This is a genomic window from Actinomadura soli (assembly GCF_005889715.1).
GTDB lineage: Bacteria > Actinomycetota > Actinomycetes > Streptosporangiales > Streptosporangiaceae > Spirillospora > Spirillospora soli.
The window spans coordinates 102,752-125,771 of sequence record NZ_VCKW01000001.1 but is presented as its reverse complement, the minus strand read 5'-3'; the positions used below and the strand labels follow the sequence as shown (position 1 = coordinate 125,771).

Sequence of the window (23,020 nt, the reverse complement as noted above, 5' to 3'; positions counted from 1 at the left end):
GGCTCCTCGCACGTCTGATCGCCCGGTGGTCAGCCGGACTGTTCAACTCCGTCTGGTCGGGGGTCTCCCCCGGCCTCGACCCTATCCAATGACCCGCGGGTAGCCCGACACCGGTGGCGCGGGAGATCAGCCGGTGAGGGCGTTTCGCCGATCATCAGTAGAATCGCGCCCCATGCGCCCCGGCCGGTTGTTCCTCCTTGCCCTGAGCGGGGCCCTGACCTGCATGTTCACGGGCCTGGCCGGGCCCGCCGCCGCGGCGCCGCTGGAACGTGCCGATCAGCCGTCCCGCGCCGATCACCTCGCGGCGGCGCTGCGCCGCGACCCGGTGTACGTCACCGACCACGCGCCGCGGTCGCTGCCGCCGGACGCCGCCGCGCGGATCAGGGCGTCCGTCGCCCGGCTCGGCGTGCCCGCCTATGTGGCGGTGACGCCGACCGTCGGGCTCGGGGAGGAGAATCCGGCCGACTCGCTCGCGGCGCTGCTCCGCGACCGGCTGGGCAAGGACGGGGTCTACATCGTGGTGGACCCGTCCGGCGGGCACGGCGAGGCCCGGCAGTTCGGCGGCTCCCGGCGCCTTCCCGTGGACGACGCCTGGTGGGCCGCGAAGTTCGAGCTGCCCCACGACGTGAGCGCCCCCGACATGGTCGGGCGGTTCGTGGACGTCGCCCTGTCCGGCCGGGCCAGGGAGCGGCGCGATCATCCGCGTCCGAGGCCGGAGTCCGCGACCCGCAAGGCGCTGAACGCCGACGACGAGGCGGATCGGCGGGCCGACCATGTCGAGATGGCCGCGTTCGGCGGTGGCGCCGCGCTGAGCGGGCTGCCGCTGCTCGGCCTGCTGGTCGTGCGACGCGTCCGCCGGGGGAAGAGAAGCCAGGGCAACGGCAGCCAGGGACGCGGCCGGCGCAAGGGCAAGCGGGGCCGCGGCAGGGGGCGGACATGAGGCGGGCGGCCGGCGTCGCGGCGCTGCTCGCCGTCCTGGGCATGGGCGTGGGGCCGGTCGCGGCCGCCGCGGACGATCCGCCGCACGCCTACCAGCGCCTCGACCGGGTCTCCGCCGCGCTGGCCAGGGACCCGCTGTTCGTCGACCCCGACGTCGGCGCCGCCCTCGACGAGGCCGAGCGCGGACGGGTGCGCCAGGCCGTCCTGAAGGCCGCGAGGCAGATCGGCACCCCCGTCTACGTCGTCGTGATCCCGAACCCGGCCGACTCGGAGTCGCAGGGCCGCGACGACGCGTTCCTGTTCGCCCTGCACGACCGGTCGCGCAGGGACGGGCTCTACCTGATGGTCAATTCGCGCGGGCGCCTTGAGTCCGAGGCGTTCCAGGTGCCGCGCGACTACGACTACTCGCCGCTGGACGAGAACGAGCCGGGCTCCTCGCGTCCGGCCGACTTCGACCGCCCGTTCGAGGGGCTCGCGGACCGGCTCGTCCAGCGGCTGAACGGCTACGCCGTGGCACCCACGGCATCGCCGTCCACGCCGAGGCTGTACTCCAGCCCCGATCCGTTCGGGGAGGAGAACAAGCTGACGCCGCGCGACGCCGAGGTCTCGGGCCCGCTCCTCACCGGTCTCCTGCTCGTCGGGCCGCTCACGGCCGCGCTGCTGTACTGGGCGGGCATCGGCGTCCTCGCCCTGGTCCGCAGGAGGCGGTCCGTTCCGGGCGAGGTCGAGAGGCATCCCTGGGCGCCCAGGAAGCCCGGGATGCGGTGGCTGCGGCGCAACGCGTCCAAGGAACTCGGGCGGCTCCGCGGTCTGCTCGCCACGGCCGAGGCGGAGCGCGGGCGCCCCTTCGCAGTGTCGGCCTACGACGCCGCGCAGATCCTCTACGACGACGCCAAGGACGACGAGGAGCGCGCCATCGACCTCGTCGGCGTGATCGTGCTGGCCCGGCGGGGGCGCGTCGCGCTGACGCGGAACGTCGCCTCCCCGCCCGTCCCGTGCCTGGTGAACCCGCTGCACGGCGACTCGGCCGGGCGCGCGTACGTCCCGAAGCTGGACGGCGACGGCGTCCTGCCGAAACCGTGCCCGCTCTGCGGCGCCTGCCAGCAGCGCGAGCGCCGGAACGGGCTGCGGAGGCATCACCTCATGGAGATCGGGGGCCGTCCGCACACCGCGGTCCCCGGCGTGTGGCGTGATGCGGCGTGGGGCGCCAGCGGCAAGAAATTCCTTCCTCGTGTGATGAGGTACCTGGGTGTTGAGTGAACCGTCCCCCGGCGAACGGCTGGCCGCCGCGCTGCGCCGCTCGCCCATCTACGTCGATCCGTCGATCGCGTCCGCGCTGCCGGGCGCGGAGCGGCGCAGGCTCGCCGCCAGGTTCGCCAAGGCGCCGGCGCCGGTCTACGTGGTCCTCGTCCCGCTGGTCACGGGCGGCACCTGGGCGGACGCCGACCAGCTCGCCTCCGTCGTGCACGACCGCCTGGGCCGCGACGGGATCTTCATCACCCTCCGCGAGGGCGGCGAGGACCTGACCGCCCGCGAATGGGGCGGCGACCACCAGGCGCGCGACGCCGCCTGGGCGGTCAGCCTGGACCGCGCCATGGACGACACCCCGCTCGCGGCCCGGCTGTCCCGCGTCGCCGACCTGATCATCTCGGGCACCGGCAAGCAGGAGTACGACCGGATCTCCGCCGAGATCGACCGGCGCCACAAAGCCCGGCAGGGGGCCGCGAGCCGCACCGGCGAGCCCCGTTCCGGCCGGGCGGACGACGACGACGGCGGCCTGGCCCTCCCCCTCGGCGCGGGCGCGGCGGGTCTCGCGGTCGTGGGCGTGGGCGGGTTCCTGCTCTGGCGGCGGCGCCGGATGGCGTCCGTCCGCCGCGAGGGCGGCGGCCTGCTGATGCCCCGCACGGTGTTCGCCACCGCGCTGCGGGCCAACGAGGACCAGCTGCGCGAGCAGGCGTCCCGCGAGGTCATCGCGTTCGGCGAGCTGCTCGACGAGACCACCGTGCCCACCACCGGCGAGCGGGCCCGCGCCCTGATGACCGGCGCGCTGGACGCCTACCAGGCCGCCGGCAAGACCCTCGACGCCGCCCGGGGCGTCCCCGACCTGGCCGGGGTCCTGGTGCTGCTCGACCAGGGGCGCGACGCCTTCGCGTCCGCACAGGCGGTCGCGAACGGCGACCCGGAGATCCCGCCGGTCCCGCTCTGCTTCTTCAACCCGCTCCACGGGGACGCCGCAACCAGGATCGCCTGGCGTCCTGTCGGCTCCCGCAAGAGCCTCCGGGTCCGGGCCTGCCGGCCGTGCGCCCGCGCGGTCCGCGGCAAGGAGGCACCGGACGTCCTCATGGACCGCCGGGACGGCCGCGACGTCCCCTACTACGAGGCCGACCCGGCGGAGAGCGTCTGGGCGGAGACCGGCTACGGGCAGCTCCGCGACGACCTCGTCCACCGCGTCCTGCGCGGGGACGCTACCCCGCGCTGAACGGCAGCCGTTCGAGCATCCTCCCGCGGGCGTCGAAGACGGTGAGAACACCGTGGACGGGGGCTCCGGTCTTGGGCGGGGTGTACGCACGCGGCCTCGTGGTGAACAACGTGACGGGGCCCTTGGGCGTGGTCCGGCGCACACAACTTGCCGTGTCGCCGCACGCGAACCGCATCCGGGCGCCGCCCGCGTAGCGGGCCTCGAAGGCGACGGCGTCGTCCGCCGCGATACCGGTCCAGGAGACCTCTCCGGCGCCGCGCCCGCCGCCGTAGTCGGCGTACGTCCGGGCGCCGTCCGGGGACGCGGCGTACGGCCGGCAGGCGAGCCGTCCTCCGACGCCCGTGACGCGCGGCGACGGCGCTGACCGGCCACAGGTTCCGGCGCGGCGCCGACACGTTCTCGTTCACCGACACCGCCTTCACGGGGACCGTCCGGTCGCGGTCGGTGCTCGCCGCGTCCGGCCCCGACGCCCTCGTGGTGCTGGACGACGTGCGCTCGCCCGTCCCGCACCCCGTGGAGCAGCTCTGGCACCTGCCGCCCGCGTTCACCGCCGTCCCGCGCGGGACGGGCGCCGTCGCCACCGCCGGACGGGTCCGCGTCCACTTCCTGCGGATACCGCTGCCGGGCACGGCCGCGTCGCCCGCCCGGACCGTCCGCGGGTCGCTGGACCCCCTGCAGGGGTGGGTCGCGCGAGGTCACCGGAAGAAGGCGCCCGCGCCCGTCGTGTCGCTCCCGGCGCGGGGGTCGCGGGTGCGGACGCTGACGCTGATCGCCCCCGTCCGCGGCACGGAACGGCCGGGCGTGCGCGTCCGCCCGCTGCCCGGCGGCGGTGTCCGCGTGGACGCGTCGTTCTCCGGTCACCGGCTCGGCTTCGTTGCCGGGCCCGACGGCGGCCTCCACCGCGTCCGCTGAGGGTCAGGGCGCGAGCATGTCCGCGGTCAGGTTGGCCTCCGTGCCGGGGATGCCCTGGTCCCCGGCGCGCTTGTCGGCCATGGCGAGCAGGCGGCGGATGCGGCCGGCGATGGCGTCCTTGGTGAGCGGCGGGTCGGCGAGCTGGCCGAGCTCCTCCAGCGACGCCTGCTTGTGCTCCAGCCGCAGCTGCCCGGCCTTGACCAGGTGCTCGGGCGCCTCGTCACCGAGGATCTCCAGCGCGCGGGCGACGCGGGCACCGGCGGCGACGGCGGCGCGGGCGGAGCGCCGCAGGTTCGCGTCGTCGAAGTTCGCGAGCCGGTTCGCGGTGGCGCGGACCTCGCGGCGCATCCGGCGCTCCTCCCAGGCGAGGACGCTGTCGTGCGCGCCGAGCCGGGTGAGCAGCGCGCTGATCGCGTCGCCGTCGCGGACGACGACCCGGTCGACGCCGCGGACCTCGCGGGCCTTCGCGTGGATCTTCAGGCGGCGGGCCGCGCCGACCAGCGCGAGCGCCGCCTCCGGGCCCGGGCACGTCACCTCCAGCGACATGGACCGGCCCGGCTCGGTCAGCGAGCCGTGCGCGAGGAACGCGCCCCGCCACGCCGACTCGGCGTCGCACGCCGCGCCCGCGACGACGTGCCGCGGCAGGCCGCGCACGGGCCGCCCGTTGTTGTCGATCAGCCCGGTCTGCCGGGCGAGCGACTCGCCGTCCCGGAAGACGCGGACGACATAACGGTTGCCTTTACGCAACCCGCTCGGCGCGAGCACGACGACCTCGGAGGTGTGCCCGAACACCTCCGCGATGTCCTTGATCAGGCGCCGGGCCGCGACTCCGGTGTCGATCTCGGCCTCGATCACGATGCGCCCGCTGACCAGGTGCAGGCCGCCCGCGAAGCGCAGCAGCGTCGAGACCTCGGCCTTGCGGCAGCACGGCTTCATGATCGTGAGCCTGCCCAGCTCGTCCTTGACCACACCGGTCATCGCCATGAGTTGGACCCCTCCCCCTATCGGACTCCCAGCAGTGTCGCCGATCGCGGCGGCACCGGGCGTCACTCACTGAATATCTGTACGAAGGCTTGGGCCAGACGGGCGGGTTCATGGCGCGGGGACCCGTCCTCGGCGGCATCATCGGCGGCGACGTCCGCGAGGACGAGGCGCCCGCCGATCTCCTGGACGGCCTTGTCGAGCGCCGCCGGGTCGTCCACCACCCCGCGGTCGGCGAGGACGACGTCCACGCTCAGGTCGGGTGCGTGCGCCCGCAGGACCTCCAGGTGGGTCTGCGGGGAGAAGTCGTCGGTCTCGCCGGGCTGCGGCGCGAGGTTCAGCGCGACGGCGCGGCGGGCGCGGGAGCCGGCCAGGGCGCGGGCCAGCGCCGGGACCTTCAGGTGCGGCAGGACGCTGGTGAACCAGGACCCGGGCCCGAACACGATCCAGTCGGCGTCGTCGACGGCGGCGAGCGCCTCGGGGCAGGCGGGCGGGTCGGCCGGGACGAGCGAGACGCCGAGCACGCTGCCGGGCGTCTTCGCGCACGCGACCTGCCCCTTGACGTGGGTGATCTCGTCGGGCCTCGACGGGTCGGCGCCGCGGACCTCCGCGACGATGTCCATCGGGACGGCCGCCATCGGCAGGACCCGGCCGTGCGCGCCGAGCAGCCGCCCGACCCAGTCGAGCCCGTCGACCGCGCCCTCCTGGCCGAGCAGCTCCCACAGCGCGACGATGAGGAGGTTCCCGACCGCGTGGCCCCGCAGGTCGCCCTCGCTGCGGAAGCGGTGCTGGACGACGTCGCGCCACGTCTGGCCCCACTCGTCGTCGCCGCACAGCGCGGCGAGCGCCATGCGCAGGTCGCCGGGCGGCAGCACCCCCAGCTCGCGGCGGAGCCGCCCGCTGGACCCGCCGTCGTCGGCGACGGTGACGATCGCGGTCAGCCGGTCGGTGACGCGGCGCAGCGCCGACAGCGAGGCGTAGAGGCCGTGGCCGCCGCCGAGCGCGACGACCTTCGGGCCGTTGGGCTTCACCGTGCCGTCGACCTGCTCTCCTCGTCCGGGACCGCCGGGCGCCTGATCCTCACCCGGGGGTGCGGGGGTCGGCCCCCGCAAGGGACCGGACGGGAATTCTACTCGCGGCCGAGGTCGCGGTGGGCCACCTGCACCTCGATGCCCTCGTCCCGCAGCCGGGCGGCGATCTGTTCCGCCATGGCCACACTACGGTGTTTGCCGCCGGTGCAGCCCACGGCCAGGGTCACGTAGTGCTTCCCCTCGCGCTCGTAGCCGTCGGCGAGGAGCCGCAGCACCTCCGCGTAGGCGTACAGGAACTCCTTGGCGCCGCGCTGCCCGAGGACGTAGTCGCGGACGGCGGCGTCGCGGCCCGTCTTCGGCCGCAGCTCCGGCACCCAGTGCGGGTTCGGCAGGAACCGGCAGTCGACGACGAGGTCGGCGTCGACGGGCAGCCCGTACTTGTAGCCGAACGACACGACGGTCGCGCGGAGGCTGGTCTCGCCGGTGTCGTTGCCGAAGAACCCGATGATCTTGTTGCGCAGCTCGTGCACGTTGAGGCCGCTGGTGTCGATCACCAGGTCGGCCTCGGCGCGGACCTCGCGGACCAGCTCCCGCTCGCGGGCGATGCCGTCGACGAGGCGGCCGTCGTCCTGCAGCGGGTGCGGGCGGCGGACGCTCTCGAACCGGCGCACCAGGTCGGCGTCGTTCGCCTCCAGGAACACCACGCGCGGGTGGACGCCGCGCGCCTCCAGCTCGGCGATGGAGGAGTGCAGATCCTCGGTGAAGGCGCGGCTGCGGACGTCGACGACCACGGCGATGCGGGGCACCGCGTCCTTCACCCGGCCGCCGAGGTCGGCCATCGTGGCCAGCAGGCCCGGCGGCAGGTTGTCGACCACGAACCAGTCGAGGTCCTCCAGGGACTTGGCCGCGGTGCTGCGGCCCGCCCCGGACATGCCGGTGACGATCACGATGTCCGGGATCTTCGTCTCGCTGGTCATGACCCTCTCCCCGTGTGCTCCCCGTCGTTTCCGCCCGTCGCGGCGCCGCCGGGCCCGCCGCCCCCGCGCGGGGCCGCGGCGCCGTGCAGCGCCGCGACGATGCCCTCGGCGCTGCGCCGGCCGATCCCCGGGACCTCGGCGACCTGCTCCGGCGTCGCGTCCCTCAGCCGCTTCAGCGAGCCGAAGTGCTTCAGCAGCGCCGCGCGGCGCGCCGGGCCCAGACCCGGAACGTTATCGAGTTCGCTCACCGTCATGGACTTGGACCGCCGCTGCCTATGGAACGTGATCGCGAACCGGTGCGCCTCGTCGCGGACCCGCTGGACGAGGAACATGCCCTCGCTGTTGCGCGGCAGGATCACCGGGTCGCCTTCGCCGGGCAGCCAGATCTCCTCCAGCCGCTTGGCGATGCCGCAGACGGCGATGTCGTCGACGCCCAGCTCGTCCAGCGCCCGCTGCGCGGCGGCGACCTGCGGCGGGCCGCCGTCGACGACGACGAGGTTCGGCGGGTAGGCGAACTTGCGCGGCCGGCCCGTCTCCGGATCGATCGGCTGGTGCGCCCCCTCCTCGATTTCATTCTGGGGGGACGACCCCCCAGACCCCCCGGCAACCGATTCGGGAGGATCTCCCAGATGGTCGAGCTCGCCCATCTTCTCGCTTTCGGCGAGGTACCGCTTGAACCGGCGGGTGATGACCTCGTGGATGGAGCGGACGTCGTCCTGCCCCTCCACGGCCTTGATCGTGAACCGGCGGTACTCGCTCTTGCGGGCCAGGCCGTCCTCGAACACGACCATCGACGCGACCACGTTGGTGCCCTGCAGGTTCGACACGTCGTAGCACTCGATGCGCAGGGGCGCGTCGTCCAGCTCCAGCGCGTCCTGGATCTCCTGGAGCGCGCGGCTGCGGGTGGTGAGGTCGGACGCGCGGCGCGTCTTGTGCTGCTTGAGCGCCTCGTGCGCGTTGCGCGCGACCGTCTCCAGCAGGGACTTCTTGTCGCCGCGCTGCGGGACGCGGAGCCGGACGGGCCCGCCGCGCTGCTCGGACAGCAGCTCGGTCATCGCCTCCTCCTCGGGCGGCAAGGCCGGGACGAGCACCTCCCGCGGCACCGATTCGCTCTCGCTGTAGATCTGGATGAGGAAGTGCTCGACGAGGTCGGCGGTGGTGACGTCCTCGACCTTGTCGACGACCCAGCCGCGCTGCCCGCGGATCCGGCCGCCGCGGACGTAGAAGACCTGGACGGCCGCCTCCAGCTCGTCCTCCGCGAACGCGATCATGTCGCAGTCGGTGGTGTCGGCGAGGACGACGGCCTGCTTCTCCAGCGCCCGTTCGAGGGCGCGGACGTCGTCGCGGAGCCGGGCGGCGCGCTCGTACTCCTGGGACGCGGCGGCCTCGCGCATTTCGCGTTCGAGGCGCTTGGTGAACCGGGTGGTGTGCCCGGCCATGAAGTCGCAGAAGTCCTCGGCGAGGAGGCGGTGCTCGTCGGGCGTGACGCGGCCGACGCACGGCGCCGAGCATTTGCCGATGTAGCCGAGCAGGCAGGGGCGGTCGAGCTGGTGCTGCCGCTTGAACACGCCGGCGCTGCACGTCCGGACGGGGAACACGCGCAGCAGCTGGTCGACCGTCTCCCGGATCGCCCACGCGTGGGAGTACGGCCCGAAGTAGCGCACGCCCTTGCGCTTGGCACCGCGCATCACCATCACCCTCGGGAACTCCTCGTTCAGGGTGACGGCGAGGTAGGGATACGACTTGTCATCGCGGTAACGGACGTTGAACCGCGGATCGAACTCCTTGATCCAGGAGTATTCGAGCTGGAGGGCCTCGACCTCGGTGGCGACGACCGTCCAGTCGACCTTGGCGGCCGTCCGCACCATGGTCTGCGTGCGCGGATGCAGCGCGGAGAAGTCGGCGAAGTAGGAGCTGAGGCGCTGGCGCAGGCTCTTGGCCTTGCCCACGTAGATGACCCGGCCGTGCTCGTCGCGGAACCGGTACACCCCGGGTGACTCGGGGATGGAGCCGGGTGCGGGTCGGTAGGTCGCCGGGTCTGCCACGTTCAAAAGCCTAGTGGGCGGCACCGACACGCCGTGCTCCCGCGCGTCCCGGCCGCCACCGTGCGTGACGCGATCGGGACCATCTGCGACACCGTGGGTGACGGAGATCTCGCCGTCCGGTTCACATGATCGTAAAACTCTGGGAAAGGGAAGGTCGGATAGGGATTCCGAGTCCGGTGTGAGGAGGTCGGTGCGAGCGTGTCCGCGTTCGGGGCCTGGATCGTGCTGGCGGCTGTGGTCGCCGCGTCCGTGACGATCGTGGAGGCGGGGCGGCGGCTGCTGGCGGGACGGCTGTCGGCGCGCTGGCCGGGCGCCGGGCTCGCCGCCCGGCGGGTCGCCGCGCCGGCGTTCGCGTTCGCCGCGGTCGTGGGCTGCAACACGGCGATGCCGTACCGGCTGCTCGCCGACCCTGCGGAGAGCGCCGTCCGGCAGGTGCTGCGGATCGCGGCGATCGGCGCGACGACGTGGCTGGTGCTGCGGATCGGCTACGCGCTGAGCGATCCGCCGCTGGAGCGGCTGATGCGGATCGAGGGCGACCGCAACCGGCGGGCCAGGAAGGCCCGCACGCAGATGCTGCTGCTGCGTCGCATCGCCGCCGTGCTGATCGTGGTGCTGGCGCTCGGCGCCGCGCTGTTCACCTTCCCGGGGGTGCGCGCGGTCGGCGCCGGGGTGCTGGCGTCGGCGGGCGTCGCCGGGCTGGTCGTCGGGATCGCCGCGCGGCCGACCCTGGGCAACCTGCTCGCCGGGCTGCAGCTGGCGTTCAGCGACGCGCTGCGGCTGGACGACGTCGTCGTCGTGCAGGGCGAGTGGGGACGGGTCGAGGAGCTGACCCTGTCCTATGTGGCGCTGCGGCTCTGGGACGACCGCCGGATGATCTTCCCGGTGTCGTACTTCACCGAGCAGCCGTTCGAGAACTGGACCCGGCACTCGTCCCGGCTGCTCGGCTCGGTGGACCTGCACGTCGACTGGTCGGTCCCGATCGAGGAGCTGCGCGCCGAGCTGTACTCGGCGCTCCGCGACAACCCGCTGTGGGACCGGCGCGAGTGGATCCTGCAGGCGGTGGGCGTCCAGCCGAACGGGCTGGTCACGATCCGCGCGATGATGAGCGCGGCCGACTCGGCGAGCACCTGGGACCTGCGCTGCGACGTGCGCGAGCATCTCATCTCCCACATCCGCGACCGCTATCCCGAGGCGCTCCCCCGCTTCCGCGTCGAACCGCAGGAGCCCGCCCTCGACGGCCAGGGCGACGGCGGCCGTGCCGCGCCCGACGGCGACGGGACCGCCCGGACCGCCCCCGGCGGCGCTCACGCCGGGCCCGGCGGACCCCGCACGGCGCCCGGCGGCCCCCGGACCGCGCCCGAGGACGGCCGCGCGGTCTCCGACGACGGCCGGGCCGGCCCCGGTGGGGACGGCCCGGCGCACGCGAGGACGGTCAGGCGAGCATGATCTGCCCGCCCTGAACGTTGATCTTCTTCTCCTCCAGCGGCTCGTCCGCGGGCGGGTTCGCCACCGAACCGTCGGTGATCTTGAACTTGCTGCCGTGGCAGTGGCAGTTGATCGTGCCGCCGGACACCGAGCCGACGGCGCAGCCACGGTGCGTGCAGGCGGCCGAGAACGCCTTGAACTCGCCCTGCGACGGCTGGCACACCACGACCTTGGCGTCCTTGAAGACCTTGCCGCCGCCGACCGGGATGTCGGCGGCCGCGGCCAGCGCCGTGCCCCCGCCGGAGCCGCCGGTCTCCTGGCCCCCGCCGGAGCCGCCGCCCGTGCCGGTGTCCGCCGAGCCGCCCGCGTCGTCGTCGCCGGAACCGCCGCAGGCCGCCGCCAGCCCGGCGACGCCCGCGAGGCCCGCTCCGATGAGCAGTCCTCTGCGGGTGCCGCCCCCGGCCGCCGTGCCCCCCGGCGCCTGCTCCGCCCCGTCCAGTCGCGTCTCGGACCCCTCTGGCATGCTCGCCCTCCGGTGACATCTCGATTCCCGTACGTCACCAGGAAGCACGTACGCGCGACCGCGATGGTTCAATTCCGAACCAGTTCGGCGGGCGCCGGACGGTCAGGTGACGACGATCCCGCCGCCCCTGACCTGCACCGGATACTCCTTCAGCGGCTTGTCCGCCGGGCCGCGCCGCACCGCCCCGTCCGCGACCGCGAACTCGCTGCCGTGGCAGTCGCACGTGATCACGCCGTTGGACACCCCGCCCACGGTGCAGCCCTGGTGCGTGCACACCGCCGTGAACGCCTTGAAGACGCCCTGCGCCGGCTGCGTCACCACGATCTTCTCCGTCGCGTTGATCTTCCCGCCGCCGACCGGGACGTCGGCGGCCTTCGCGACCTCCTTGCCCTTGAGCTCCTCGGCCGACTTCTCCCCGCCGCCGCACCCGGCCAGGGCGGCGGCGCCGACGACTCCGGCGCCGCACAGCACCGTGCGGCGGCCGATCCCCTCTGCGTCTGTCATGCGGTCCATGATCCTGGACGGCGGCCCCGGGACCTGCGGCGACCCGCCCACGGGCGCTCACTCGGACACGGGCGGAGCCTCCGGCCGATGCCCTGGAGGCCCCTCCCCCTTGACCGGAAGGGGCCTGGAACGGCGGACCGGGCCCGCGGCGTCCCTGCCCGCGGGGGTGTCCCCGCACGCCGCCGGCCCGGCCGGTCCCGCCTCGGAAGGCGCTCGCGCCGCGGTCCCCCGGTCCGCGGCGGCGAGGACGCGCCTTTCGGCGCCTCACCCACAACACGGCTCCGCCCACCCGGATGGTTCAGCGAATCCGGGGGCAATTTCCGGCGGGTGCCGAACCGGTCAGGAAAGGATCTTGGCGAGGAACTGGCCGGTGTGGCTGGCGTCCACGGCGGCGACGTCCTCGGGGGTGCCGGTGGCGACGATGGTGCCGCCCCGGGAGCCGCCCTCGGGGCCCATGTCGACGATCCAGTCGGCGGTCTTGATGACGTCCAGGTTGTGCTCGATGACGATCACCGTGTTGCCCTTGTCGACCAGGCCGTTCAGGACGCCGAGGAGCCTGCGGATGTCCTCGAAGTGCAGGCCGGTGGTCGGCTCGTCCAGGACGTAGATGGTACGGCCGGTGGAGCGCTTCTGCAGCTCGGACGCCAGCTTGACGCGCTGCGCCTCGCCGCCCGACAGGGTCGGGGCGGGCTGGCCGAGCCGGACGTACCCGAGCCCGACGTCGTTGAGCGTCTTCAGATGCCGGTGGATCGCGGTGACGGGCTCGAAGAACTGGGTGGCCTGCTCGATCGGCATGTCGAGCACCTCGGAGATCGTCTTGCCCTTGTAGTGGACCTCGAGGGTCTCCCGGTTGTAGCGGGCGCCGTGGCAGACCTCGCAGGGGACGTAGACGTCCGGCAGGAAGTTCATCTCGATCTTGATGGTGCCGTCGCCGGAGCAGTTCTCGCAGCGCCCGCCCTTGACGTTGAAGGAGAACCGGCCCGGCTGGTAGCCGCGCACCTTCGCCTCGGTCGTCTGCGCGAACAGCTTGCGGATGTGGTCGAAGACGCCGGTGTAGGTCGCCGGGTTGGAGCGCGGGGTGCGCCCGATCGGCGACTGGTCGACGTGGACGACCTTGTCGAGCTGGTCGACGCCGTTGACGCGCTTGTGCTTGCCGGGGACGGTCCTCGCGCCGTTCAGCTTCTTGGCGAGCGCGTTGTAGAGGATGTCGTTGACCAGCGTCGACTTGCCGGAGCCCGACACGCCGGTCACGGCGGTGAGGACGCCGAGCGGGAACGAGACGTCAACGTCGCGCAGGTTGTTCTGCTGGGCGCCCTTGACGGTGACCTCGCGGCCCCGCGTCCGCGGGCGGCGGATCTCGGGGACGGCGATCTCGCGGCGCCCGTCCAGGTAGGCGCCGGTCAGCGAGCGCTCGGACTTCTTCAGGTCGTCGAGCGTGCCGGACACGACGATCTCGCCGCCGTGCTCGCCCGCGCGGGGGCCGATGTCGACGATCCAGTCGGCGGCGGCGATGGTGTCCTCGTCGTGCTCGACGACGATCAGCGTGTTGCCCATGTCGCGGAGCCGGAGCAGCGTCTCCAGCAGCCGGTGGTTGTCGCGCTGGTGCAGGCCGATGGACGGCTCGTCCAGCACGTACAGGACGCCGACCAGACCGGAGCCGATCTGCGTCGCCAGCCGGATGCGCTGCGCCTCGCCGCCCGCCAGCGTCGCCGACGCCCGGTCGAGGGTGAGGTAGTCGAGGCCGACGTCGAGCAGGAACCCGAGCCGCGCGTTGATCTCCTTGAGGACGCGCTCGGCGATGTGCGTCTCGCGCTCGTTCAGCTCCATCGCCAGCAGGAACTTCGCGGCCTCGCCGATCGGCATCGCGGCGACCTCGGCGATCGACATCCCGCCCATGGTGACGGCGAGCACGACCGGCTTGAGCCGGGCGCCCTCGCACGTCGGGCACGGGATCTCCCGCATGTAGCCCTCGAACTTCTCCCGGCTGGCGTCGCTCTCGGACTCGGCGTGGCGCCGCTGGATGTACGGGATCACGCCCTCGTAGGCCGTGTAGTACGACCTCGTCCGGCCGTAGCGGTTCTTGTAGCGGACGTGGACCTGGGTCTCGTGCCCGTTCAGGATCGCCTTGCGCGCCTTGGCGGGCAGCCGCTCCCACGGCGTGTTCAGGTCGAAGCCCATCGCGTCGCCGAGCGCGGACAGCAGCCGCAGGAAGTAGTCGCTGACGTGCCCGTTCGACCACGGCTGGATCGCGCCCTCGCCGAGGCTGATCTCCACGTCCGGGACGACGAGCTCGGGGTCGACCTCCATGCGGGTGCCGAGCCCGGTGCAGTCGGGGCAGGCGCCGTAGGGCGAGTTGAACGAGAACGACCGCGGCTCCAACTCCTCGAACGACAGGTCGTCGTAGGGGCAGTAGAGGTGCTCGGAGTACATCCGGGTGCGGTGCTCGTCGCCTTCCGGGAGGTCGACGAAGTCGAGGACGATCGTGCCGCCCGCGAGGCCCAGCGCGGTCTCCACCGAGTCGGCGAGCCGCTGGCGCGCGGAGTCTTTCACGGAGAGGCGGTCGACCACGATGGAGATGTCGTGCTTCTCCTGCTTCTTCAGCTGGGGCGGCTCGTCGAGGCGGATCATCTCGCCGTCGACCAGGGCCCGCGAGTAGCCCTTGGACTGCAGCTCGCGGAACAGCTCCAGGTACTCGCCCTTGCGCCCGCGGATCACCGGCGCGAGGACCTGGAAGCGGGTGCCGGACTCAAGCTCCAGGACCCGGTCGACGATCTGCTGCGGCGCCTGCCGGCTGATCGGGCGGCCGCAGTCGGGGCAGTGCGGGTGCCCGATCCGCGCGTAGAGCAGCCGCAGGTAGTCGTACACCTCGGTGATCGTGCCGACCGTCGACCGCGGGTTCTTGCTGGTCGACTTCTGGTCGATCGACACCGCCGGGGACAGGCCCTCGATGAAGTCGACGTCGGGCTTGTCCATCTGCCCGAGGAACTGGCGGGCGTAGGCCGACAGCGACTCCACGTACCGGCGCTGGCCCTCCGCGAAGATCGTGTCGAACGCCAGGCTCGACTTCCCGGAGCCTGACAGACCGGTGAACACGATCAGGGAGTCTCGCGGGAGGTCGAGCGAGACGTCCTTCAGGTTGTGCTCGCGTGCTCCACGCACGATGAGTCGGTCATGCACGGCGTTCTTCCGGTTCCTCTTCTGGGCGCGGCGATGGGGAGAGACACGTCGGTCTCAAGGCTAGCCAGGGGGTACGACAGAATCCCCCGAGGCCATAACAGCGGCGGTCGCCGCCGCATTTCACGATGCTCCCCGCCCGTCCGGGCGGCACTCTCGCACCGTACACGTGTTCGAACACCACCCGCCACCGGAACGCCCGTCCGGGTCACGCGTGTGATTTATTCGTCGTCGAGGGCGTGATCGAGGTAGCGGTCGGCGGAGCGGCGGACGGCCTGCTTGCCGTCCGTATAGACGATTTTCTTCCACCAGGCGCCGTAGACGCGGTCGAAGTCGTAGGGCTCCAGAAGGCGCAGGGCACGGCGGACCGTGCGGGGCCGCTCCGGGATGTAGTTCGGGTAGCTGTACATGAAGCTGACCCAGTCGCGGTCGTTGACGACCTGGAGGATGTCGCCGGAGAACACCGCGCGGGCCTCGCGCCAGTGCAGGACCTGGCCGCCGTCGAAGTGGACGCCAGCGTTGATGAGCGTGAGGCCGTCCGCCAGCTCGTGGGTGTCGCCCGTCCAGTGGACGACGGCGTCGTCGGGCCGGGCCACCCAGCGGCGGTCGGCCTCGTGGATGTAGACGGGCGCGTCGAACGCGTGCGCCCACTCGATCATGCTGCCGTAGAAGTGCGGGTGGCTGATCGCGATGGCGGAGATGCCGCCGAGGTCCTCGACCTGGCGGATCAGGTCCTCGTCGAGGTAGGTGATCGAGTCCCAGAGGACGTTGCCCGACGGCGCCCGCAGCAGCAGCGCCCGCTGGCCGATGGCGGTGGACGGCTCGCAGCCGATCCCGACGACGTCCGGGCCCTCCTCGGCGACCCGGCCGCGGTGGTCGGCGCGCAGCGCGTCCAGGGTCGTCCAGCGCTGGCCGTCCCAGCCGACGTACTGGCGCTCGTCCTCGCAGATCGGGCAGTCGGGGCGGGGCCCGGCGTACTGGACGCCGCAGGTCAGGCAGATCGGAAGCTCCATGATCGCCATTGTGTGACACGGAGCGGAGGCGTGCGACAGGATGGAGGCTCTTTTTGGGCGAGGGAGGGGTCTCATGGCTTGGCGCGAGGTCATCGACGAGCTGGATCCGGGCGTGGAACGGATCATCGGCACGCTGTCGGGGCTCAGCGACCGGGATCTGCGGGCTCCGTCGGCGCTGCCGGGGTGGAGCCGCGGCCATGTCGCCGCCCATATCGCCCGCAACGCCGACTCGCTGTGGAACCTGCTCGAATGGGCGCGGACGGGCGTGAAGATCCCGCAGTACCCGAGCCTGGAGGCCCGCAACGCCGATCTGGACGCGGGCGCCGGACGCGGGCGCGACGAGCTGATCGAGGACGTCCGCGCGACGGCGGCGCGGTTCGCCGAGCAGGCGCGCACGATGCCCGAGGACGCGTGGAACGCGCAGGTGACGGCGATGCAGGGCTGGCCGCATCCGGCCTGGTACGTGCTGTACCGGCGCTGGCACGAGGTGGAGGCGCACCACGTCGACCTCGCCGCCGGGTACGGGCCCGCCGACTGGCCGGAGCCCTACGTCCGGTGGGCGCTCGGCAGGACGCTGACGGACATGGCCGCGCTGCCCGCGAAGCTGCGCGGCGAGCTCGCCGGGCACCGGATCACCGCGACCGACTCCGGCGAGTCCGCCGATCTGGGCTGGGCGCCCGGCGGGCCGGAGGCGTCGGGGTCAGGGCGGGCGCTGCTCGGCTGGCTGAGCGGCCGTTCCGACGGCGTCGGCGTCAGCCTCCGCCCGGACGGGCGGCTGCCGGTGCCGCCGCCCTGGCCGCACGAGACCGCGGGTTTCTAGCTCCTAGTCCGTGTCGTGGCCCGCGAGCCGGTGCAGGGCGTCGACGGAGCGGACGACGATCGAGTTGCGGGCGACGGTGAGCCCGCCGCGGACGGGTTCCGCGGCGAGGATCTGCGCGACCTTCCGGCGGCCCATCCCGGCCCAGCGGCCGAGGTCCTGCTGGGAGACGGGGACCCTGACCTGGACGCCGCCCTCGTCCAGCACGGCGTCCGGCTCGGTGAGGGCGCCGCCGGGGCCCGCGGGGCCGTCCGCGCGTTCCTGCTCCTCCTTGACCGGGGAGCCGAAGCGCGACACCAGGCGCAGCAGCCGGGTCGCGAGGCGCCGCTCGGGGTCGTCGGGGAAGTGGGCGACGCGCATGTCGTTGGAGTCGCGCAGCCGCTCGGACAGGACGGCGGCGACCGCCCACACCGAGCCGGGATGGGCGTCGAGGACGTTGCGGAACCGTGCGGCGGGCAGCACGAGCGCCTCGACGCGGGTCACCGCCTCGACGTTGGCGTGCCGGACGCCGCCGTCCACCGCCTCCATCTCCCCGACCAGGTCACCGGGGCCGAGGATGTCGAGGATGGCCATGTCGCCGTCGCGGTCCACCCACACCTTCACGGCGCCGGCGCGCAGCACGAAGACCTGGGAGGCGCGGGTGTGCTCGCGCATGAGGAACGCGCCAGGCTTGATCACCACCGGGGCGCCGGCCCGCAGCAGCGCCTCCCGGGCGCGCGCGGGCAGCGCGTCCCAGAACCGGGTGGTCTCCATCTCGCCTCCTCCGCCGAACCCGGGCCTGTCTCTTGTGGGGCGGCCCCCACACCCTCCGGCAAGAGCTGTCCTGGACAGGGTCCCGCGCGGTCCGTCACGGTCCAGTGAACGCGGCGCTGCGCCGATGGAGTAGGTCTTATGTCACACGTCGTCAGGTCTTATGTCACACGTCGAGTGACCGATCGGATTCGAGCCAGCTGTCGAGGGCGCGGACGCGGCGGACGCAGTCGTCCGCCGCGGCCCGGTCGCCGAGCGCGAGATGGGAGTCGCGCAGCAGTTCCAGCGCCCGCCGCAGGCCCCGCTGGTCGTCCATGTCGCGGCGGATGACGATCTCGGCGTTCACGTGCTCGGCGGCGCGGGCGTGCTTGCCGAGCAGCTGCGAGGCGCGGGCCATGGTGTGCAGCGCGTACGCCTGCTCGCGGGTGTCGCCGAGCTCGGTCGCCAGGTCGAGGGCACGCCGCCCGGTCTCCAGGGCCTGGTCGGCGTGGCCCAGGTCGAGGTGGATCACGGCGAGGTGGACGAGCGCGGTGCCCTCGGAGTGCCGGTCGCCGACCTCGCTGAGGTACTGCACCGCCTCCAGCTCCCGTTCCAGGGCCTCCTCGGGACGTCCGGCGCGGCGGAGCACGGCGGCGAGGGTGTCCTTGCCGACGCCGAGGCCGTACCAGTCGCCGCCGTCCTCGCGGATCTTCAGCGCCTGCCGCGCGGCGCGCTCGGCGTCCTCGGGCAGGCCCAGGTGGGAGTACGTGCGGGCCAGGCTGCCGAGCGTCCCGGCCAGCCCGCCCTGCGCGCCGAGCTGGTGCCACAGGTCGAGGGCCTCCAGGCCGAGGACGAACGCCTCCTGGTGGCGGCTGAGGCGGCGCATGACCACCGACAGGTGCTCCAGGTCGTGGGCCTCGCCGTGCTGGTCGCCGATCTCGCGGCGGATCTCCACGGCGCGCAGCAGGTGCTCGCGCGCCTCCCGGTACCGGCCGAGCCGCCAGTGGACGATCCCGATCTGCGCGAGCGCCTCCGCCTCGCCGTGCCGGTCGCTGGTGTCGCGGTGCAGGCGCAGCGCCTGCCCGCAGTAGGTGAACGCCTCCGCGAACCGGGTGGCGTCGCACATGAGCATGCCGAGCGTGGTCAGCGTGCGTGCCTCGCCGTGGCGTGCGCCCAGGGCCCGGTAGGTGCGCAGGGCCTGTTCAGCGTCCTGCTGCGCCATGTCGCGCAGCCCGAGCGCGGCGTTCATGCGCGCCAGTTCCGTCAGGGCCTGCGCGGCGCCGTACATGTCGGCGAGTTCCTGCCGGATGTAGAGGGCTTCCAGCGCGTGCGACACCGCCTCGTGGACGTTCCCCTGCCGCCGGTGGACCTGCGCGACGGTGAGCAGCGTCTCCGCCACGCCCGGCTGGTCGTCGACGCGGCGCCGCACGCCCAGGGCCTTGGCGGCGTGGTCGAGGGCCTTCTCGTAGTCACCGAGGCCCAGGTGGGCGCGGGCGAGCGTGTCGTGGCCCTTGGCGACTCCCCCGTCCCCCAGGTCTCCGCCCTCGTCGCGCAGTTTCTCGTGGATGCTCAGCGAGCGGCGGGCGTGCTCGATGGCCGTCAGGTAGCGGCCGAGCGCCACGTGCACGTCGGCGAGGGTGGCGAGGGTGACCGCCTCCCCGTACCGGTCGGGCGGGTCGACGGCCCGGAACCCGCGCCGGGCGTCCTCCCCGTACCCGATGGCCTGGACGGACCCGCCCAGCTCGAAGTGCGCCATCGCGAGGTTGTGCAGCATGACGGCCGCGGCCGCCCAGTCCTCCTCGGTGCGGGCCGCGTGCAGGCCCGCCTGGTGGACGGCGATGTTGTCCTCGGTGTAGCGCCGGAACTCCTGGAAGTCGAAGAGCGCGTCGGCGAGCTCCCAGCACGTCCGGTGCAGGCCGAGCCGGGCGGCCTGGTGCACGGCGGCGACGAGGTTGCGCCGCTCGGACTCGAACCAGGCGAGCCCGGCCCCGCGCTCGGCGGCGGTGGACGAACGGCTCCGCGCCTCCCCGCGGTGCACGGCCGGACGGGTCCGCATCGCCAGCGCCGCGCCCGCCCCGCGCGCCTCGGCGAGGTATCCGGCAAGGAGCCGCCGCTGCGCCGCCATCAGCTCGCCGTCGGAGTCCTCCCGCAGGCCGCGTTCGCGGGCGAACTCGCGCAGCAGGTCGTGCATCCGGTAGCGGCCCGGCCGGACGTCGTGGACGAGGTACGCCTGCCGGAGCCCCTCCAGGCATTCGCGGGCCTCGTCGACCGTCCGGTCCTGCAGGGCGGCGAGCGCGGCGGGGGTGAAGTCGGGGCCGGTGATGAGGCCGAGCCTGCGGAACGCCTCCCGCTGGTCGCCCCGCAGGCTGCGGTAGGCGACGTCGAAGGTGGGGCTGAGCACGGCCTGCAGCCCCGGCCCGGACGCGCCGTGCGAGGCGCCCTCGCTCAGCCCGGCCCCCGTCAGGCCCGGCGCGTCCTGCGCGTCCCGCTCGGCCAGCTGCCGGACGGTCGCGGCGATGGACTCGCCGGGGTTCTCCGCCAGCCGCCCCGCCATGACGCCGAGCGCCAGCGGCAGGTGCCCGCATTCGCGGGCGAGCCGCACGACCGCCTTGTGCTCGTCCCGGACGCGGGCGTCCCCCGGGCCGAGGACGTTGGAGATCAGGTCGACGGCCTCCTGCGTCGCCATCTCGCGCAGCTCCAGCGTCCGGATGTCGGCGCCTTCGAGCAGGTCGGGCAGCCGCCGCCGGCTCGTCACGACGACCAGCCCGGACGTCGCCGCGGCCAGAAGCGGCCTGATCTGCTCGGGCCGCGACGCGTTGTCGAGGATCAGCAGCATCCGCCGGTCGGCCAGCAGCGAGCGGCACTGCGCCGCCAGCTCCGCCTCCGTCCGCGGGAGCTGGTCGCCGGGCACGCCCGCCGCGCGCAGAACCTGCCCCATCGCCTCGGCCGGTGTGACGGGGCTGCGCCGCGTGCCGCGCAGGTCGGCGAACAGGACGCCGTCGGGGAACCGGTCGACGACGCGGTGCGCCCAGTGCAGCGCGAGCGTGGTCTTGCCGACCCCGGCCATCCCCTGCACGATCACGGCGCGCGGCCACTCCGACTGGCCGACCAGCAGGTCCAGCTTCCCGAGGCTGATCGCGCGGCCCGCGAAGAACGGGTTGTCGGCGGGCAGCAGGACCTGCGGCGCCCCGCCGCCCGCCAGGCGCACCGGCTCGCGGGCGGCGATCCCGGCGGCGGCCTCGGTCTCGGGCTCCCGCGCGGGCTCGCGTTCGACGGCGGGCCACTCGTCCCCCCAGGGGCTCGCGGCGCGGCGCAGGCGCTCGGTGTCGAGGACGGTCAGCGGCCGCGGCCTGCGGTCGAGGATCCCCCGGGCCCGCCACAGCCGGAACCACCGCACCAGCGTCTCGCGCGAGATCCCCGCCCAGTTCGCCAGCTCCGCCTGGCTGAGCTTCAGCGGGATCCGCGTCCCCTGCCCGGGGGCGGGCTCGCCGAACCGGTGGGCCAGCTCCAGCAGGTGGTAGGCGAGCCGCTGCGGATGGTCGGCCGCCCGCACCGCGTGCCGCCGCCCGCCGAACGTGACGCTCTCGGAGATCGCGTGCATCATCGCCTCGGCGACCTGCGGGCTGGCGGCCAGCAGGCTGCGGAACTTGCGGCGGTCCACCCGCAGGGCCGCGACGTGGTCGAGCGCGGCGACCGTCCCGCGCTGCGGATGACCCCACGGGCCGAGGACGCCGACCAGGTCCCCGGCGCCGAACAGGTCGATGATCGACTCGTCGCCGTCGCTGGAGTCCACGAACTCCTTGGCGACGGCGTTGCTGGCGGCGCGGGGCGACGCCTTGAACACCACGTACACGGCGGGCGCGACCGACCCCTGGTGGCACAGCATGCCGCCGGGCGGGATGTCGGTGCGGCGGCCCATGGCGCGCAGGGCCTGCCGGTCGGTCGGGGCCAGCCGCTCCCAGAAGCTGCCCGGACGGACGTCCAGGCTGAAGCGGGGAGCGGAGGGCGTCCCCCCGGCGAAGGCATCGGTCCGCGGGGCGGTCCCCCCGGCGGGAACGTCGTCGGTCACCCGGTCACCCTCCCGTCATCGCCGCCGCCATCGTCCAGAACAGGAACAGCACCGAGGTCGCCGCCGCCCACGCGACGGCCTGCCAGGACATCTCGCCGCACCGGTGCGCCGCCGACAGCAGCCGCCGCAGCTCCGTGTCGCGGACCCGGTCGTCCAGCGCGGCCGCCGACCCGAACGGCGTCCACGGTACGCCGGGGTCGACCGGCGAGCCGGTGCGGCCGCGGACCCCGGCGAGCACCGACACCAGTGTCCGCCGCGACCGGATCGCGTACGAGGCCGAGACCGTGAACGACGCGGCCAGCACCGGGAGCAGCGCGAGCGCCACGGGCCCGGGCGGGCCGGCCGCCAGCCGGGACATGGTCCCCGCGAGCACCAGGGCGAGGAACACCGCCGCGACGGCGGAGTCCCGGCCGCAGAGCCGGACCAGCGTACAGGCGTGCCCGAGGAGGTCCTCGGGCGTCTCCTTGTCCGGTCCGGGACGGAATGCGGTAACCAACCTTCACCGTCCTCACCAGTGGACACGATCTTCCACTGACCATCATGCGGCCACAAGTCGGAAACGTCCGTCCGGGAACGCACGGTTCGGCTGCGTCTGGCGACTCATTGGCATCCCGGGCGGGGTCCAGGAGATCCCGGCGGCCGATGATGGAAGATGGTCACGCATCCACCGACGGGAAGGACCCCCATGACCTACACCGGGAACGTCGACGTCGGCGGCCGGCCCGACGTGCGGGAGCTGCCCGGGCTGACGGTCACGAAGGTGGCGGTCGGCCCGTACGACAACAACGCCTACATCCTCCGCTGCACCGCCACCGGCGAGCAGCTGCTCATCGACGCGGCCAACGAGGCGTCCCGGCTGCTGGAGCTGATCGGCGACGGGCCCCTCGCGCGGATCGTCACCACGCACCGCCACCAGGACCACTGGATGGCGCTGAGCGAGGTGGTGCGCGCCACGAGCGCCCCCGTCGTCGCGCATCCCCGCGACGCCGAGCCGCTGCCCGAGCCCGTCGCCGAGCCCGTCGAGCAGGGCGACACCGTCCGGGTGGGACACGCGAGCCTCGACGTCATCCACCTGCGCGGCCACACGCCCGGCTCGATCGCGCTGCTGTACGACGCCGGCGGCGAGCTGGCCGCCCGCCCGCACCTGTTCACCGGCGACAGCCTGTTCCCCGGCGGCGTCGGCAACACCTGGGGCGACCCGACGCGCTTCAAGCAGCTGCTCTCCGACGTCGAGGAGCGCGTCTTCGACCGGCTCCCGGACGCCACCTGGTTCTACCCCGGCCACGGCAAGGACTCGACGCTCGGCCGCGAGCGCCCCTCACTGCCCGAGTGGCGCTCCCGGGGCTGGTGATCGGCACCGCTGATCGGCACCGCTGATCCCCGCGTCCCGGGCGGAACAAGC

Annotated in this window: 18 protein-coding genes; 7 read left to right on the top strand and 11 right to left on the bottom strand. The window is 73.6% G+C overall.

Annotation, left to right across the window (positions count from 1 at the left end; translation table 11 throughout):
- Positions 1 to 172: 172 nt before the first annotated feature.
- The 4 genes from ETD83_RS00605 (at position 173) to ETD83_RS00585 (ending at position 4,330) form a co-directional block, all read left to right on the top strand.
- The gene (locus ETD83_RS00605) at positions 173 to 940 is read left to right on the top strand and encodes a hypothetical protein (protein WP_138643042.1); all 768 of its coding nucleotides are present in this window, start codon (positions 173 to 175) and stop codon (positions 938 to 940) included.
- Positions 937 to 2,199, top strand: coding sequence for a hypothetical protein (locus tag ETD83_RS00600; RefSeq protein WP_138643041.1), 1,263 nt, complete (start codon positions 937 to 939; stop codon positions 2,197 to 2,199). Before ETD83_RS00605 ends, ETD83_RS00600 begins: the two co-directional genes overlap by 4 nt.
- The gene (locus ETD83_RS00595) at positions 2,189 to 3,418 is read left to right on the top strand and encodes a hypothetical protein (RefSeq protein WP_138643040.1); all 1,230 of its coding nucleotides are present in this window, start codon (positions 2,189 to 2,191) and stop codon (positions 3,416 to 3,418) included. The genes ETD83_RS00600 and ETD83_RS00595 overlap by 11 nt, the downstream gene beginning before the upstream one ends.
- A 444-nt stretch (positions 3,419 to 3,862) precedes the next feature.
- Positions 3,863 to 4,330, top strand: coding sequence for a hypothetical protein (locus ETD83_RS00585; RefSeq protein WP_138643038.1), 468 nt, complete (start codon positions 3,863 to 3,865; stop codon positions 4,328 to 4,330).
- 3 nt (positions 4,331 to 4,333) lie between these two features.
- On the opposite strand, the gene whiA is transcribed toward ETD83_RS00585, so the two are convergent.
- The 4 genes from whiA to uvrC form a co-directional block, all read right to left on the bottom strand.
- Complete coding sequence (gene whiA / locus ETD83_RS00580) at positions 4,334 to 5,314, bottom strand: DNA-binding protein WhiA (RefSeq protein WP_138643037.1); 981 nt, start codon at positions 5,312 to 5,314, stop codon at positions 4,334 to 4,336.
- A gap of 62 nt (positions 5,315 to 5,376) precedes the next feature.
- A complete protein-coding gene (locus ETD83_RS00575; protein ID WP_171063954.1) occupies positions 5,377 to 6,342 on the bottom strand; it encodes a gluconeogenesis factor YvcK family protein in 966 nt (321 codons plus the stop codon).
- Between the two features lie 98 nt (positions 6,343 to 6,440).
- On the bottom strand, positions 6,441 to 7,319 hold the full coding sequence (gene rapZ, locus ETD83_RS00570) for an RNase adapter RapZ (RefSeq protein ID WP_138643035.1): 879 nt from the start codon (positions 7,317 to 7,319) through the stop codon (positions 6,441 to 6,443).
- On the bottom strand, positions 7,316 to 9,364 hold the full coding sequence (uvrC, locus tag ETD83_RS00565) for an excinuclease ABC subunit UvrC (protein WP_138643034.1): 2,049 nt from the start codon (positions 9,362 to 9,364) through the stop codon (positions 7,316 to 7,318). Before uvrC ends, rapZ begins: the two co-directional genes overlap by 4 nt.
- Positions 9,365 to 9,562: 198 nt before the next feature.
- Here uvrC and ETD83_RS00560 point away from each other — a divergent pair, with 198 nt between their 5' ends.
- Complete coding sequence (locus ETD83_RS00560) at positions 9,563 to 10,810, top strand: mechanosensitive ion channel family protein (protein ID WP_230420604.1); 1,248 nt, start codon at positions 9,563 to 9,565, stop codon at positions 10,808 to 10,810.
- Here the strand turns inward: ETD83_RS00560 and ETD83_RS00555 are convergent.
- From ETD83_RS00555 to ETD83_RS00540, 4 genes are all read right to left on the bottom strand, one after another.
- Positions 10,797 to 11,312 (bottom strand): Rieske (2Fe-2S) protein, encoded by a 516-nt coding sequence (locus ETD83_RS00555; protein ID WP_138643033.1) that lies wholly within the window; start codon positions 11,310 to 11,312, stop codon positions 10,797 to 10,799. The two genes, ETD83_RS00560 and ETD83_RS00555, sit on opposite strands and share 14 nt — an antisense overlap.
- Before the next feature lie 102 nt (positions 11,313 to 11,414).
- Positions 11,415 to 11,816, bottom strand: coding sequence for a Rieske (2Fe-2S) protein (locus tag ETD83_RS00550; protein WP_230420603.1), 402 nt, complete (start codon positions 11,814 to 11,816; stop codon positions 11,415 to 11,417).
- Between the two features lie 339 nt (positions 11,817 to 12,155).
- Complete coding sequence (uvrA, locus tag ETD83_RS00545; protein WP_138643031.1) at positions 12,156 to 14,993, bottom strand: excinuclease ABC subunit UvrA; 2,838 nt, start codon at positions 14,991 to 14,993, stop codon at positions 12,156 to 12,158.
- A 218-nt stretch (positions 14,994 to 15,211) separates the two neighbouring features.
- Positions 15,212 to 16,003 carry an MBL fold metallo-hydrolase gene (locus ETD83_RS00540; RefSeq protein WP_230420602.1) on the bottom strand — a complete coding sequence of 264 codons (792 nt, stop codon included), beginning with the start codon at positions 16,001 to 16,003 and terminating at the stop codon, positions 15,212 to 15,214.
- 73 nt (positions 16,004 to 16,076) lie between these two features.
- Between ETD83_RS00540 and ETD83_RS00535 the strand changes: the two genes are divergently transcribed.
- On the top strand, positions 16,077 to 16,823 hold the full coding sequence (locus ETD83_RS00535; protein WP_171063953.1) for a maleylpyruvate isomerase family mycothiol-dependent enzyme: 747 nt from the start codon (positions 16,077 to 16,079) through the stop codon (positions 16,821 to 16,823).
- 3 nt (positions 16,824 to 16,826) lie between these two features.
- Here the strand turns inward: ETD83_RS00535 and ETD83_RS00530 are convergent, their stop codons facing one another.
- The 3 genes from ETD83_RS00530 to ETD83_RS00520 form a co-directional block, all read right to left on the bottom strand.
- A complete protein-coding gene (locus ETD83_RS00530) occupies positions 16,827 to 17,573 on the bottom strand; it encodes a Crp/Fnr family transcriptional regulator (RefSeq protein WP_138643028.1) in 747 nt (248 codons plus the stop codon).
- 163 nt (positions 17,574 to 17,736) lie between these two features.
- Positions 17,737 to 21,618, bottom strand: coding sequence for a tetratricopeptide repeat protein (locus ETD83_RS00525; RefSeq protein WP_138643027.1), 3,882 nt, complete (start codon positions 21,616 to 21,618; stop codon positions 17,737 to 17,739).
- Positions 21,619 to 21,622: 4 nt separating this feature from the next.
- Complete coding sequence (locus ETD83_RS00520) at positions 21,623 to 22,114, bottom strand: hypothetical protein (protein ID WP_138643026.1); 492 nt, start codon at positions 22,112 to 22,114, stop codon at positions 21,623 to 21,625.
- Between the two features lie 189 nt (positions 22,115 to 22,303).
- Here ETD83_RS00520 and ETD83_RS00515 point away from each other — a divergent pair, with 189 nt between their 5' ends.
- Positions 22,304 to 22,969 (top strand): MBL fold metallo-hydrolase, encoded by a 666-nt coding sequence (locus ETD83_RS00515; protein WP_138643025.1) that lies wholly within the window; start codon positions 22,304 to 22,306, stop codon positions 22,967 to 22,969.
- Positions 22,970 to 23,020: the final 51 nt, after the last annotated feature.

What these genes read in the sequence shown, in the direction of transcription:
- ETD83_RS00605 (WP_138643042.1), top strand. Translation starts at nt 173, where the DNA reads ATGCGCCCCGGCCGGTTGTTCCTCCTTGCCCTGAGCGGGGCCCTGACC.
- ETD83_RS00600 (WP_138643041.1), top strand. Translation starts at nt 937, where the DNA reads ATGAGGCGGGCGGCCGGCGTCGCGGCGCTGCTCGCCGTCCTGGGCATG.
- whiA (WP_138643037.1), bottom strand. Translation starts at nt 5,314, where the DNA reads ATGGCGATGACCGGTGTGGTCAAGGACGAGCTGGGCAGGCTCACGATC.
- rapZ (WP_138643035.1), bottom strand. Translation starts at nt 7,319, where the DNA reads ATGACCAGCGAGACGAAGATCCCGGACATCGTGATCGTCACCGGCATG.
- ETD83_RS00555 (WP_138643033.1), bottom strand. Translation starts at nt 11,312, where the DNA reads ATGCCAGAGGGGTCCGAGACGCGACTGGACGGGGCGGAGCAGGCGCCG.
- ETD83_RS00550 (WP_230420603.1), bottom strand. Translation starts at nt 11,816, where the DNA reads ATGACAGACGCAGAGGGGATCGGCCGCCGCACGGTGCTGTGCGGCGCC.
- ETD83_RS00540 (WP_230420602.1), bottom strand. Translation starts at nt 16,003, where the DNA reads ATGGAGCTTCCGATCTGCCTGACCTGCGGCGTCCAGTACGCCGGGCCC.
- ETD83_RS00535 (WP_171063953.1), top strand. Translation starts at nt 16,077, where the DNA reads ATGGCTTGGCGCGAGGTCATCGACGAGCTGGATCCGGGCGTGGAACGG.
- ETD83_RS00530 (WP_138643028.1), bottom strand. Translation starts at nt 17,573, where the DNA reads ATGGAGACCACCCGGTTCTGGGACGCGCTGCCCGCGCGCGCCCGGGAG.
- ETD83_RS00515 (WP_138643025.1), top strand. Translation starts at nt 22,304, where the DNA reads ATGACCTACACCGGGAACGTCGACGTCGGCGGCCGGCCCGACGTGCGG.